This window comes from Pseudomonas sp. NPDC087804 (assembly GCF_044742965.1).
GTDB lineage: Bacteria > Pseudomonadota > Gammaproteobacteria > Pseudomonadales > Pseudomonadaceae > Aquipseudomonas > Aquipseudomonas rustica.
In genome coordinates, this window is record NZ_JBIUVN010000037.1 from 37,039 (window position 1) to 49,539 (window position 12,501).

Consider the following 12,501-nt stretch of genomic DNA (forward strand, 5'->3'; position numbering starts at 1 on the left):
ATCCGGTGCGGGGCCATGCGCGTTAACACGGCTTGCGCTCTAGAGGCCGTTACGCCATGACCGATACCGAAGTAAAGGCGCCAAAGATCGAATTCCCTGTAACGGATTATCCCGTTAAGGTGATCAGCGATACCGGTGTGGGCAACAAAGACAAGATCATCGACATCGTCAAAAAACACGCGACCATCAATGATGAGCGCATCGACGAGCGTCAAAGCACCAACGGCAAATACACCACCATCCAGTTGCACATCGTGGCGACCGATCAGGATCAGCTGTACAACATCAACAGCGAACTGCGGGCAACCGGTTTCGTGCACATGGTGCTGTGATGTCCGGCACGCTGGGCTTTCGTGAGCTCGGCCAGATGGCGTACGAGCCGGTCTGGCATGCCATGCAACGCTTTACCAACGAACGTGGCAGCGATGCCGCCGACGAAATCTGGCTCGTCGAACACCCGCCGGTGTTCACTCAGGGCCAGGCCGGCAAGGCCGAACACTTGTTGCTGCCGGGTGATATCCCGGTGGTGCAGGTCGATCGCGGCGGGCAAGTGACTTATCATGGCCCCGGCCAATTGGTCGCTTACCTGTTGCTGGATGTACGCAAGCTGGGTTTCGGCGTGCGTGATCTGGTCAGCCGCATGGAGCTTTGCCTGATCGAACTGCTGGCCAGCTACGGGGTAACCGCAGCGGCCAAGCCAGATGCTCCCGGCGTCTACGTCGACGGAGCGAAAATCGCTTCTCTGGGTTTGCGGATTCGCCACGGTTGTTCCTTTCATGGCCTGGCCCTGAACGTGGATATGAACCTGGAACCGTTTCGACGGATTAATCCCTGCGGCTATGCCGGGCTGGCGATTACCCTGCTGAGCGACCACGCAGGATCGATTGAATTTGCCGAGGTAAGTGCCCGGCTGCGCGCGCCGCTCGTCAAACACCAAGAATATGCTTAGCATACCACACAGACGGGCGGAATAGACTGAATAGACTACTGATGAAGAGCAAACCATGATCCCGACGCTCGACGTGACCGAGCGCCCGGCCCCGCGTCCCAAGGTAGAAGCGGGCGTCAAGCTGCGCGGCGCCGAGAAGGTTGCACGCATCCCGGTAAAGATCATTCCGACCACCGAACTGCCGAAGAAACCTGACTGGATTCGTGTGCGCATCCCGGTTTCGCCGGAAGTCGACCGGATCAAGAGCCTGCTGCGCAAACACAAGCTGCACAGCGTTTGCGAAGAGGCGTCCTGCCCGAACCTAGGCGAGTGTTTCTCCGGCGGCACCGCGACTTTCATGATCATGGGCGACATCTGCACCCGTCGCTGCCCGTTCTGCGACGTTGGCCACGGTCGTCCGAAGCCACTGGACGTCAATGAGCCGGAAAGCCTGGCCATCGCCAACGCCGACCTCAAGCTCAAGTACGTGGTGATCACCTCGGTTGACCGCGACGACCTGCGCGACGGTGGTGCCCAGCACTTTGCCGACTGCATCCGCGAAATCCGCAAACTGTCGCCGAACGTGCAGCTCGAGACCCTGGTCCCGGACTACCGTGGCCGCATGGACGTCGCGCTGGAAATCACCGCCGCCGAGCCACCGGATGTGTTCAACCACAACCTGGAAACCGTGCCGCGCCTGTACAAGGCTGCGCGTCCGGGTTCGGATTACCAGTGGTCGCTGACTCTGCTGCAACGCTTCAAGCAGATGATGCCGCACATCCCTACCAAATCCGGCCTGATGCTGGGTCTGGGCGAGACCGACGAAGAAGTCATCGAAGTCATGAAGCGCATGCGCGAACACGACATCGACATGCTGACCCTCGGTCAGTACCTGCAGCCGTCGCGCAGCCACTTGCCGGTGCAGCGTTTCGTGCACCCGGACACCTTCGCCTGGTTCGCCGAAGAAGGTTACAAGATGGGCTTCAAAAACGTTGCCTCGGGCCCGCTGGTGCGTTCTTCGTATCACGCTGACGAGCAAGCGAAGCTGGTCAAGGCTGAGTTGATGGGTTCCTGATTCAGCACTGAATAAAATGCCCGCCGTGGCTTTAAGTCCGGCGGGCTTTTTTTTGCCTGCTTTCCTGACTACTGTGTGCGCATGACTTCACACTGGGAGCCCCATGGATGACCGTTCGACCGACCCACAGCCTTTTTCCGCATAAACCCGTGCCGGCGCTGCCGTCAGAGGGCGTGATCGGCGTTATCGCGCCTGCCGGGCCGGGTGCGCTGGACACCGACAAGGCTGTGCAGTGGATGCGCGCTCGCGGTTATGCGTTGAAGGTGTTTCCCGGCGTCTATGAAAAAGATGGCTATCTGGCTGGCAGCGATGAGGTGCGGCTCAACGATCTGCACGCAGCGTTCGCAGATCCCGAGGTCGATGCAATCATTTGCCTGCGCGGCGGCTACGGTACGCCGCGCCTGCTGGATCGGATCGACTACGACCTGCTCAGCCGATACGCCAAACCCTTTGTCGGTTACAGCGACATCACCGCGCTGCACCTCGCGATCAGTCGTTACGCCGGGTTTGTGACCTTTCACGGGCCGCTGCTCAACGCTGACCTGCTTGGTGACAAAGAGCCGCCAACGGTGACTTCATTCTTCGCCATGCTGCGCGGTCAGTTGAAAGCGGGGAGTGTGCTCAGCCATCCGGTGGCATATCCGTTGACCACCGTTGAGCCCGGCGTTGCCCATGGGCGTTTGCTCGGTGGCAATCTGGCGATGATCGCGGCGACGTTGGGCACGCCTTACGAAATTGATGTCGAAGGGGTGATTCTGCTGATCGAAGACATCAACGAGCCGCTTTATCGCATCGATCGATTGCTGACGCAGATGCGCCTGGCCGGGAAGCTGGCCAGGTTGCGCGGGGTGTTGGTCGGGGATGTCGCGGGGGTGGATATTGATGCGTTGAACCGTTTGCTCAAGCAGACGTTCGAGCCGTTACGGATTCCGGTGTTGTCGGGGTGGCGCAGCGGGCATTGTGATCCGAACCTGACGCTGCCGATGGGCGCGCTGGTGCGGCTGGATGCCGGGAAGAAGGAATTGATGCTGGAGCAGGATGTGGTGACCCGATAAAGCAAAAGATCGCAGCCTTCGGCAGCTCCTACGGGGAACGCATTCCAATGTAGGAGCTGCCGAAGGCTGCGATCTTTTGATCTTGCTTTACTGTGTACGCAAGCTCTCAAGCAGCTTATGCGTCGGATACCCATCCGCCGGCCAGCCAAACGACTGCTGCGCACTGCGGATCGCCTTACGCGTGTTAGCGCCGATAATCCCGTCCGCCGTGCCCGCATCAAAGTTGCGCGCGCTCAACAGGTTCTGCAGTTCAATGCGCTCGCTGCGGCTGAGCGGCATGTCATCTTTCGGCCAGGTGCCGTTAATCAAACCACCGCCACTGAAGCGCTCAGACAACAAGCCAACCGCCAACGCATACGACGAAGAATTGTTGTATTTGAGGATCGCGCGGAAGTTATCCAGCACCAGAAACGCCGGGCCACGATAACCGGCCGGCAGCAGCAGGGCGGCGGACAATTGCTCGGAGCCCGCCGGAGCCTGACCGCCATTCGGCAGAATCACACCCAGTTGGCGCCATTCAGCGACGCTTTTACGCATCGCACCGTCAGCCAGTGTGTAGTTGAAACCGCTCGGCAGTTGCACCTCGAAGCCCCACGGCTGACCCCGCTGCCAGCCGGAGCTTTGCAGGTAGTGCGCGGTCGAGGCCAGCGCATCGGCCGGGCTGCCCCAGATGTCGCGGCGACCATCACCGTCAAAATCCACGGCGTGCGTGTTGTAGGTAGTCGGAATGAACTGGGTCTGACCCATCGCGCCAGCCCAGGAGCCAAGCATCTTCTCCGGCGTGATATCGCCCTGTTGCAGGATCTGCAGCGCGGCAATCAATTGCGCATGGGCAAAGCCAGGACGGCGACCTTCGTAGGCGAGGGTGGCCAGCGAATTGATCACTGACTTTGTGCCCTGGAACTGGCCGAAGTTACTTTCCATGCCCCACACCGACACCAGCGCCTGACGGTCGACGCCGTAACGCTGTTCGATGCTTTGCAGAATGTCGGCGTACTGATTGATCAGCGCCTGACCTTTGCGTACGCGCAACGGCGAAAGCGCGCCATCGAGGTATTCCCACACTGGGCGGGAGAACTCCGGCTGGCTGCGGTCAGCGCGGATGATGCTCGCGTCGAAGCTGACGTTGGCAAATGCGCGATCAAACAGCTCAGGGCTGATGCCGGCGGCCAAGGCATCCTTACGGAAGCCTGCTTGCCATTCGGCAAAGGTCTGGGTCGGCTGAAGATCGAGAGGGTCGGCGGACGGCACTACCGGCGGGATGATCGCTGGGGCCGTGGCGACAGGGGCAGCTTGAAGAGGTTGCGCATCGGCGGCGGTGGGTTTTTCCGCGCAGGCGACAAGCAGGATGAAGCTGGAGGCAGCGATCAATTGGCGAACGGGCCAACGATGGGAAAGACTTAGGGGCATGCACAGTTCCAGGGGAAACGAGTCAAGTGCAGACCTTAACATGAGCGGGGGGTACTGCGCTTTAAGCAGCCAGAAAGTAAGAAGCCTCCCAGCTGTCAGACTGGAAGGCTTCGCGGCGGTAGCTGCCTTTACCCTTGGTTGGTCGTTCCTGGCGACTGCGGAACAGGGGCTGGGCGACGATGGATTTGGCCTTGTTGGGGCCATGCTTTGCTGGCTTTTTGCTCATGAGGGTTCTCTCATTGGGGTGGGTTTTGCGGGGGAAATAATCTGCCGATGTTGGGCGTCTGTCTATAGGGCAAATGTGGGCGCGCATTGTAGGAAACAAGAGCAAAAGATCGCAGCGTGCCGCAGCTCCTACAAGGATCGGTGTAGGAGCTGCCGAAGGCTGCGATCTTTTGCTCTTATTCAGCAGGCAGTGTCAGACGCTGGCCAGCCATCAACAATGCCAATCGGCTCAGGCTCATCCACGGCGAACCCGCCGCCTGGCCCTTGATCTGCGCATCAATGCGCTGAGCTTCCAGCAGCAACTGCGCCCAGCGTTGCGCCGAGTAGCGTTGCAGGGCTTTGCTCATCAGCGGTTTGCGCTTGTCCCAGACCGGCGGTTTCGCCTGACTGAAACATTTGTCCAGCGGCGTGCCCTGACTGTACTGCAGCGAGATATTGGCCAGCAGGCGCAACTCCCGCGCCAGTGCCCAGAGAATCACCGGCGGCTCGACACCTTCACCGCGCAAGCCTTCGAGCATGCGCAGCGCATGTGCCGGTTCGCCGTTGAGCACAGCGTCGGTCAGGCCGAATACGTCAAACCGTGCGCTGTCGGCCACGGCAGCCTGCACGGTTTCAACGGTGATCTGTCCGCCTTCCGCCATCAGCTTGAGCTTTTCGATTTCCTGCGCGGCGGCGAGCAAGTTGCCCTCGACACGCGCGGCAATCAATTCGACCGCGTCCTGACTGGCGGACAACCCGGCCTGCGACAGACGCTGACGAATCCAGCTCGGCAACTGACTAGCATCCACCGGCCAGATCTGAATGAACTGGGTCTGCTGGCCTTCGACCAGCGCCTTGCCCCACTTGGTTTTCTGCGCGCTGCCATCGAGCTTGGGCAAGCTGATCAGCAGCACCGTGTCTTCAGCGGGGCGCGAGCAATATTCGATGAAAGCGGCAGCGCCTTTGTCACCGGGTTTGCCCGAGGGCAGACGCAGTTCCAGCAGGCGTTTTTCCGCGAACAACGACATGCTGGCACCGGCTTGCAACAGCGTACCCCAATCGAAATTGGCGTCGGCGGCAAAGACCTGGCGTTCGTCGAAACCTTGCTCGCGGGCAGCACGGCGGATGGCGTCGGCAGCTTCCTGACACAGCAGCGGGTCATCGCCACTGATGATGTAGATCGGCGCGAGGGCGCCTTGCAGGTGTTTACCGAGTTGGGCGGGGGCGAGCTTCATAAGAGAGGTCGAACGGGGCGCCTGAGCGCCCCGAACATCTTACTGCTGCGGTACTTCGAGCGGCGACTGACGCGGGGTTTCCGCTTCAGCTTTCTGCGCCGCTTCCAGGGCCTGGGCTTCTGCCTTGGCGCGGGCATCGGCGGTCGCCTGCAGTTGATCCAGTTGCGCCGGAGTCAGCTGTTGCAGACGCAGCATCATGCGCTGTACCAGTTCGCGACGGGTTTCGCGACGGGCGTCGTTGGCTTCCTGATCGGAACCGACGAGGTTGTTACCGTCGTGAATGAACACCTTCTGCACTTCAAGCTTGTCGCTCAGCAGGTTCAGGTTGTTGGCGCCGAGAATGTCGTAGCTGAGCACGGTGCTCACCTGATATTCGCCGGTGGTGCCGTTACCCGAGTAGCTGAGGATGCGCTGGTTTTCCTGCTCGTTGGACAGGAACAGCTTGTACGGCGCGCCGGAAACAACCTTCACGCCGCTGGATTCCAGCACTTGGCGCAGTTGCGTCACGGTTTCGCCGTAAGCGTTACGGGCGCTCAGATCGAGTTCCTTGATCGCCAGTTCGTTGGTGCCAGTGCCGCGCAGCTGGAAACCGCAGGCGCTCAACAGAACGGCGAGGCCCATCACCAGCAGATTGCGTTTGATCATTGTGTTGCTCCCCTTGAAACCAGGTGGGCCGACCGTGCGGCCCGAAAGGTTTTACTTGGCGTCAGGCGAACCTGACGCCCGATCCAATTAGCTGGCGACGATGTTGACCAGTTTCCCCGGTACAACGATCACTTTACGAATAGTCAGACCGTCGACGAAACGCAAAACGTTTTCGTTGCCACGGGCTGCCGCTTCAACTTCTTCACGGGTGGCGCTGGCCGGCATTTCGATCTGGCCGCGCAGCTTGCCGTTGACCTGGATCACCAGGGTCAGGCTGTCCTGCACCAGCGCGCTTTCGTCCACGGCTGGCCAACCGGCGTCGATCACTGCATTGGCGTGACCCAGTTGATTCCACAGTTCGTGGCTGATGTGCGGGGTGATTGGCGCCAGCAACAGCGTTACGGCTTCCAGACCTTCGTGAACCAGAGCGCGATCCTGTTCGGTGCCTTGGGCGGCTTTTTCCAGCACGTTCATCAGCGTCATCACCTGAGCGATGGCGGTGTTGAATTTGTGGTTCTGGCCGACGTCGTGGCTGGCTTGCTTGATGGCCACATGGATCGAACGGCGAACGGCTTTCTGCTCGTCATTCAGGCTCGCGATGTCGAGCTTGCCCGGCAGGCCCTGAGCAACGTGGGCTTGCGCCAGACGCCAGACGCGCTTGAGGAAACGGTGCGAGCCTTCAACGCCAGAGTCCGACCATTCGGCGCTCATGTCAGGCGGCGAGGCGAACATCATGAACAGGCGGCAAGTGTCAGCGCCGAACTGATCGATCATCGACTGTGGGTCGACGCCGTTGTTTTTCGACTTGGCCATTTTCTCGGTGCCACCGATTTCCACCGGCAGACCGTCGGATTTCAACTTGGCGCTGATGACCTTGGCTTTGCTGTCACGCTCGAGTTCTACGTCCGCCGGGTTGAACCAGGTGTAAGCACCGTTGGCTTCGCGACGATAGTAGGTTTCGGCGATCACCATGCCTTGGGTCAGCAGGTTCTTGAACGGCTCATTGGAACTCACCAGACCTTCGTCGCGCATCAGCTTGTGGAAGAAGCGCGCGTACAGCAGGTGAAGAATCGCGTGTTCGATACCGCCGATGTACTGATCGACCGGCAGCCAGTGATCAGCTGCGGATTTTTCCACCAGACCGCCTTCAAAGTGCGGCGAGGCGTAACGGGCGTAGTACCACGATGACTCGACGAAGGTGTCCATGGTGTCGGTTTCACGCTTGGCAGGCTGACCGCATTTCGGGCAGCTGCATTCGTAAAACTCAGGCATGCGCGCCAGCGGCGAACCAGCGCCGTCCGGCACCACGTCTTCCGGCAGAACGACAGGCAGTTGATCTTCCGGCACCGGCACGTCACCGCACGCATCGCAGTGGATGATCGGGATCGGGCAGCCCCAGTAGCGCTGACGGCTGATGCCCCAGTCGCGCAGGCGGAACTGAGTACGCGAGGCGCCCAGTTCTTTCTTGATCAGGGCGACTTCCATGGCGTCGAACGCGCCAGCGAAGTCCAGACCGTCGAACTCGCCGGAGTTGATCAGTGTGCCGTGCTCGCCGTAGGCGTCTTGCCACGGCGCAGGGTTGCTGTCGCCAGAGCTGGTACGTACGACCGATTTAACCGGCAGGTTGTACTTGTGGGCGAATTCGAAATCGCGCTCGTCGTGCGCCGGTACCGCCATCACAGCGCCGTCGCCGTAGTGCATCAGCACATAGTTGGCGACCCACACCGGCAGTTTCTCGCCAGTCAGCGGGTGCTCGACGAACAGGCCGGTCGGCAGGCCTTTCTTCTCTTGCGTGGCGACGTCGGCTTCAGCGACGCTGCCGCCCTTGCATTCAGCGATGAACGCTTGCAACTCAGGGTTGTTTTTCGCGGCCAGGGTGGCCAGCGGGTGCTCGGCAGCCACGGCGACATAGGTCGCGCCCATCAGGGTGTCCGGACGGGTAGTGAAGACTTTGAGGGTGCCGGCTTCGCCGATCGAATCGACGTTGTACGGGAACTGCACTTCCATGCCGCGGGATTTGCCGATCCAGTTGCGCTGCATGGTCTTGACCTGTTCAGGCCAGCCAGTCAGTTCGTCGAGGCTCTCCAGCAGCTCATCCGCATAAGCGGTGATCTTGAAGTAGTACATCGGGATTTCGCGCTTTTCGATCAGCGCGCCGGAACGCCAGCCGCGACCGTCGATCACCTGTTCGTTAGCGAGAACGGTCTGGTCGATCGGATCCCAGTTCACGGTGCCGTTTTTACGGTAGATCACACCTTTTTCGAACAGGCGAGTGAACAGCCATTGTTCCCAACGGTAGTAATCCGGCTTGCAGGTGGTGACTTCGCGCGACCAGTCGACCGCCAGACCCAGGCTGCGCAGCTGGGTTTTCATGTAGGCGATGTTTTCGTAAGTCCACTTGGCCGGGGCTACGTTGTTCTTCATTGCGGCGTTTTCTGCCGGCATGCCGAAAGCGTCCCAACCCATCGGTTGCAGAACGTTCTTGCCGAGCATGCGCTGGTAGCGGGAGATCACGTCGCCGATGGTGTAGTTGCGCACGTGCCCCATGTGTAGCTTGCCGCTGGGGTAAGGGAACATCGACAGGCAGTAGAAAGTCTCCTTGCCTGGCTGTTCACTGACTTCAAAGGACTTTTGCTCATCCCAGAACGACTGGGCGGCGGCTTCAATTTCACGGGGCTGATATTGTTCGTGCATGGCTACTTTTGTACTGGATAGGGGTGGCCTAATCCTCTTCAACGCAGGTTCCGGGGTTGGCCCGGACGAGCTGGAAGTGGAATTACAGGAAGCGCCGTAGCATACATGACCGCGCTTGGCCTAGGGAAACCCTGATTACAGCTACATGTCCCGCAATACTTGCGTCGGGGCCGTTGGTCGCGGCGTACAGCCGGTTTGTGCAGCGAAGCTAAGCTCTAACTGGGGAGTGAGTCTTATCTTCAATGAGGTGAGGGATGGTGGAGCAACGGCAAAAAAACGTGAATAAACCCGAGTTGTACGAGAGGTTGATCGACCGTCTGGGTATGGCCCTGGACGCAGTAAAAACCGCTGACCGGCTGCGCGACGAGCGCCCCCTGGAACTGGAATTGCGTGGCTTGAGCCCCGCTGAGTTCAAACTGGTCAAGGCCTATCTGGATCGCAGTGAGCGTGAAACGCACGGCTGCCTGTCACAAGCAGTGAAGCAGCTCGATGCAGCACATTCGGCCAAGGTCATCTGGCTCAAGGACAAGGCGCCCGGCAGAGACACCGTCAAAGTACGGGCTATGCAGGCCAAGTAAGCGCATGGCAGGTCAAGAAACGGATCTTTTTCAACGGGATCCCACCTACTGGTTGTAACGCGTTATTAACACTCTTAGGCTTCGGGCATCTTTGGAGATGCCCGATGCCCTTTCGCTATTTCATCAAACAACTTCTATTGCCGCCCGGCATTCTTTTGCTGCTGTTGCTGGCTGCGTGGTGGCTGCGCCGCTCGCGACCGCGATTGGCTGGATTGTGTTTTGCCATTGGTTTTGGCGGGTTCTGGCTGATGAGCCTGCCGGTGGTTGTGCAATGGGGCGCCAAGGCGCTGGAGCGTGAGCCGCCGCTGGCGCGTGAGGAATGGGCGACGCTGGCGCAACGGGCTGACGCGATTGTGGTGTTGGGCTCCGGACGTGAGCGTGGCGATTTGGCCTGGGGTGAAGACCAGCCGACCGGCGTCGGGCTTGAACGTCAGCGTTATGCGGCGCGCCTGGCCAAGGCCTCGGGCTTGCCGATTTTGACTTCAGGCGGCCTGCATTATGGGACGCCGCCGACCGAGGCGAAGTTGATGGCCGATTCGCTGCGTGATGACTTCGGCGTGACCGTGCGTTGGCAGGAAGGGGAAAGCCGTACGACATGGGAAAACGCCAAATTCAGCGCCGACATTCTATTGCCACAAGGGATCAAGCGCGTGGTTGTAGTGACGCAGGCGTGGCACATTCCGCGCTCGGTGTGGAGTTTTGAGCAGGCAGGATTTGAAGTGGTGCCAGCGCCGGTGGGCTTTTTGGGCACTGATAACGCGAGACCGTTTGGTGGCTGGTTGCCGGAATTCAAATCGATCTGGCAGAGCGGGCAGTTGCTGAATGAAGCGGTGGGGCAGGTGGGGTATTCGCTGTTTTACCGCTGAAGATCAAAAGATCGCAGCCTGCGGCAGCTCCTACATGGGATTTGTGTTTTTCCCTGTAGGAGCTGCCGAAGGCTGCGATCTTTTGCTTTAAAGGGTTTTTGAGATTCGGCTAGCCATCAGTGCCCAGCCAAACAGCAGCAAACACAAAATCATCAGCGGCCACGAGCGGTATTGCAGATACGGCGTCAGGTTGTGCATCGGCACCACTTCGCCGTACAGCACACCCTGTTCAAACTGCGGAATCTGCTCGGTGATCTGCCCGAACGGGTTGATCAAACCGGTCACGCCATTGTTGGTCGCGCGGATCATCCAGCGACCCGCTTCCAGTGCGCGCATCTGCGCCATCTGCAAATGTTGCAGCGGGCCGATTGAGGTGCCGAACCAAGTGTCGTTGCTGATCGTCAGCAGCAAATCACTGCGCGCCGACAGGCCGGCAGCGAAGTCCGGGTACACCACTTCGTAGCAGATAAACGGCGCAATCTGATACCCCTTGGCTTGCAGCAGCGCCTGATCGGCCGGGCCACGGGCGAAGTCAGACATCGGCAAATCAAAGAACGCGATCAAGCCACGCAGCACGTCCTGCAACGGCACGTACTCGCCGAACGGCACCAGTTTCTGCTTCAGGTAAGTGCCATCGCCTTCGCCGACCACGGTGATGCCGTTGAAGAAGCGTTTTTCGTGACGAACCATTTCGCGGATCGGCACGCCGGTAATCAATGCGGATTTACGCTCGGCGGCGAAGTTGCCCATCATGCTCAGGTAGCCTTCGGCAGATTCCTTGAGCACCGGCACGGCGGTTTCCGGCCAGATCAGCAGATCCACCGGTTTCGAGCGGAAACTCAGATCACGGTACAACGCCAACTGTGCGTTGAGCTCGGCCGGATCCCATTTCATGCTTTGCGCGACGTTGCCCTGAATCGCAGCAACGCTCAAAGGCGCGCCCGACGGACTCGTCCAGGCGTGACCCTTAAGCGCGAAACCCGCCACCCAAGGCCCGACCAACAGCACCAGACCGGCGACAACAAAAGCTTTGCGGCGGCTTTGCAGCAAACGCGGCGCGTTGTAGATCAGCGCAGCGGTCAGTGCCAGCACGAACCCCACCAGCCACATGCCACCGACCGGCGCGAGCCCCGCTAGCGGGCCGTCGAGCTGGCTGTAACCCGAGTACAACCACGGGAAACCAGTCAGGAACCAGCCACGAAACATTTCCTGACCAACCCACAGCGCAGCAAACGCGAGGGCATCGGCCAGCGGCGCTTCGTTGCGACGCAACCAGCGCGCCCAAATCCAGGCGGGCAGGGCGAAGAACCAGGCAATCGCGGCGGTAAACAGCAGCATCAGGAACCCGGCCAGCAGCACCGAAGCGCCGCCGAAATGGTGGATGCTGTAATAGATCCAACTGGTGCCGGCGCCGAACAGGCCGAAACCGAAGCACCAGCCACGGCCCAGCGCCTGACGTGGGCTTAGCTCGCGCAGACCGGCGTAGAACAAGCCGACTGCGAGCAGGGCCAGCGGCCAGATGTTGAAAGGCGCCAGAGCGAAGGTGGTGATTGCACCGGCCGCCACGGCCAGCAGGTTACCGGGCCAGCCGGGGCGGGTTGTCCAGCGCATTTCAATCCTTAGAGGTATTACCGGGCGATTGGCGTGAGTCGCAGCAAATGAATCCGACGGCTGTCGGCGTTCAGGATGCGGAAACGATAGGCGCCGATTTCAGTGATTTCGTTGCGTTTTGGCAAGTGCCCGAACGCGGTCATCAGCATTACGCCGACGGTGTCGAACTGGTCTTCAGAGATCTCTCTGTAGTTGTAATC

At 60.0% G+C, this 12,501-nt stretch carries 13 protein-coding genes; 6 read left to right on the forward strand and 7 right to left on the reverse strand.

Annotated elements, in window-relative coordinates; genetic code table 11:
- Positions 1-56 precede the first annotated feature (56 nt).
- From ACIOMO_RS26090 to ACIOMO_RS26105, 4 genes are all read left to right on the forward strand, one after another.
- Entirely contained in the window at positions 57-332 is a 276-nt protein-coding gene (locus tag ACIOMO_RS26090) for a DUF493 domain-containing protein (RefSeq protein ID WP_039761816.1), read from the forward strand.
- Positions 332-949: a lipoyl(octanoyl) transferase LipB gene (gene lipB, locus ACIOMO_RS26095; protein ID WP_401244343.1), complete on the forward strand. Its 618-nt coding sequence runs from the start codon at positions 332-334 to the stop codon at positions 947-949. Before ACIOMO_RS26090 ends, lipB begins: the two co-directional genes overlap by 1 nt.
- 55 nt (positions 950-1,004) lie before the next feature.
- A complete protein-coding gene (gene lipA, locus ACIOMO_RS26100) occupies positions 1,005-2,003 on the forward strand; it encodes a lipoyl synthase (RefSeq protein WP_401244345.1) in 999 nt (332 codons plus the stop codon).
- A gap of 107 nt (positions 2,004-2,110) precedes the next feature.
- Positions 2,111-3,058 carry an LD-carboxypeptidase gene (locus ACIOMO_RS26105; protein WP_401244347.1) on the forward strand — a complete coding sequence of 316 codons (948 nt, stop codon included), beginning with the start codon at positions 2,111-2,113 and terminating at the stop codon, positions 3,056-3,058.
- An 87-nt stretch (positions 3,059-3,145) separates the two neighbouring features.
- Here ACIOMO_RS26105 and ACIOMO_RS26110 read toward each other — a convergent pair whose 3' ends face one another.
- The 5 genes from ACIOMO_RS26110 to leuS all read right to left on the reverse strand — a co-directional run bounded on the left by ACIOMO_RS26110 (position 3,146) and on the right by leuS (position 9,246).
- Positions 3,146-4,468 (reverse strand): lytic murein transglycosylase, encoded by a 1,323-nt coding sequence (locus ACIOMO_RS26110; RefSeq protein WP_401244349.1) that lies wholly within the window; start codon positions 4,466-4,468, stop codon positions 3,146-3,148.
- Positions 4,469-4,529: 61 nt separating this feature from the next.
- Complete coding sequence (arfA, locus tag ACIOMO_RS26115) at positions 4,530-4,694, reverse strand: alternative ribosome rescue factor ArfA (protein ID WP_053124158.1); 165 nt, start codon at positions 4,692-4,694, stop codon at positions 4,530-4,532.
- 175 nt (positions 4,695-4,869) lie between these two features.
- Positions 4,870-5,907 (reverse strand): DNA polymerase III subunit delta, encoded by a 1,038-nt coding sequence (gene holA, locus ACIOMO_RS26120; protein WP_401244351.1) that lies wholly within the window; start codon positions 5,905-5,907, stop codon positions 4,870-4,872.
- Between the two features lie 39 nt (positions 5,908-5,946).
- Positions 5,947-6,552 carry an LPS assembly lipoprotein LptE gene (lptE, locus tag ACIOMO_RS26125; RefSeq protein ID WP_053124154.1) on the reverse strand — a complete coding sequence of 202 codons (606 nt, stop codon included), beginning with the start codon at positions 6,550-6,552 and terminating at the stop codon, positions 5,947-5,949.
- An 87-nt stretch (positions 6,553-6,639) separates the two neighbouring features.
- The gene (gene leuS / locus ACIOMO_RS26130) at positions 6,640-9,246 is read right to left on the reverse strand and encodes a leucine--tRNA ligase (protein WP_401244354.1); all 2,607 of its coding nucleotides are present in this window, start codon (positions 9,244-9,246) and stop codon (positions 6,640-6,642) included.
- A gap of 254 nt (positions 9,247-9,500) precedes the next feature.
- Here leuS and ACIOMO_RS26135 point away from each other — a divergent pair, with 254 nt between their 5' ends.
- Both ACIOMO_RS26135 and ACIOMO_RS26140 read left to right on the forward strand, forming a co-directional pair.
- Entirely contained in the window at positions 9,501-9,824 is a 324-nt protein-coding gene (locus ACIOMO_RS26135) for a hypothetical protein (RefSeq protein ID WP_053124151.1), read from the forward strand.
- 104 nt (positions 9,825-9,928) lie between these two features.
- The gene (locus ACIOMO_RS26140; RefSeq protein WP_401244356.1) at positions 9,929-10,690 is read left to right on the forward strand and encodes a YdcF family protein; all 762 of its coding nucleotides are present in this window, start codon (positions 9,929-9,931) and stop codon (positions 10,688-10,690) included.
- An 87-nt stretch (positions 10,691-10,777) separates the two neighbouring features.
- On the opposite strand, the gene lnt is transcribed toward ACIOMO_RS26140, so the two are convergent.
- Both lnt and ACIOMO_RS26150 read right to left on the reverse strand, forming a co-directional pair.
- Entirely contained in the window at positions 10,778-12,301 is a 1,524-nt protein-coding gene (lnt, locus tag ACIOMO_RS26145) for an apolipoprotein N-acyltransferase (protein WP_212545748.1), read from the reverse strand.
- Between the two features lie 17 nt (positions 12,302-12,318).
- A partial coding sequence (locus ACIOMO_RS26150; RefSeq protein WP_401244358.1) for a transporter associated domain-containing protein occupies positions 12,319-12,501 on the reverse strand: 183 nt, incomplete at its 5' end.

Excerpts from the sequence above, each read along its gene's own strand:
- ACIOMO_RS26090 (WP_039761816.1), top strand. The coding sequence starts at position 57 with ATGACCGATACCGAAGTAAAGGCGCCAAAGATCGAATTCCCTGTAACG.
- lptE (WP_053124154.1), bottom strand. The coding sequence starts at position 6,552 with ATGATCAAACGCAATCTGCTGGTGATGGGCCTCGCCGTTCTGTTGAGC.
- lipB (WP_401244343.1), top strand. The coding sequence starts at position 332 with ATGTCCGGCACGCTGGGCTTTCGTGAGCTCGGCCAGATGGCGTACGAG.
- ACIOMO_RS26110 (WP_401244349.1), bottom strand. The coding sequence starts at position 4,468 with ATGCCCCTAAGTCTTTCCCATCGTTGGCCCGTTCGCCAATTGATCGCT.
- ACIOMO_RS26140 (WP_401244356.1), top strand. The coding sequence starts at position 9,929 with ATGCCCTTTCGCTATTTCATCAAACAACTTCTATTGCCGCCCGGCATT.
- lnt (WP_212545748.1), bottom strand. The coding sequence starts at position 12,301 with ATGCGCTGGACAACCCGCCCCGGCTGGCCCGGTAACCTGCTGGCCGTG.
- ACIOMO_RS26105 (WP_401244347.1), top strand. The coding sequence starts at position 2,111 with ATGACCGTTCGACCGACCCACAGCCTTTTTCCGCATAAACCCGTGCCG.
- lipA (WP_401244345.1), top strand. The coding sequence starts at position 1,005 with ATGATCCCGACGCTCGACGTGACCGAGCGCCCGGCCCCGCGTCCCAAG.
- ACIOMO_RS26135 (WP_053124151.1), top strand. The coding sequence starts at position 9,501 with ATGGTGGAGCAACGGCAAAAAAACGTGAATAAACCCGAGTTGTACGAG.
- leuS (WP_401244354.1), bottom strand. The coding sequence starts at position 9,246 with ATGCACGAACAATATCAGCCCCGTGAAATTGAAGCCGCCGCCCAGTCG.
- holA (WP_401244351.1), bottom strand. The coding sequence starts at position 5,907 with ATGAAGCTCGCCCCCGCCCAACTCGGTAAACACCTGCAAGGCGCCCTC.
- arfA (WP_053124158.1), bottom strand. The coding sequence starts at position 4,694 with ATGAGCAAAAAGCCAGCAAAGCATGGCCCCAACAAGGCCAAATCCATC.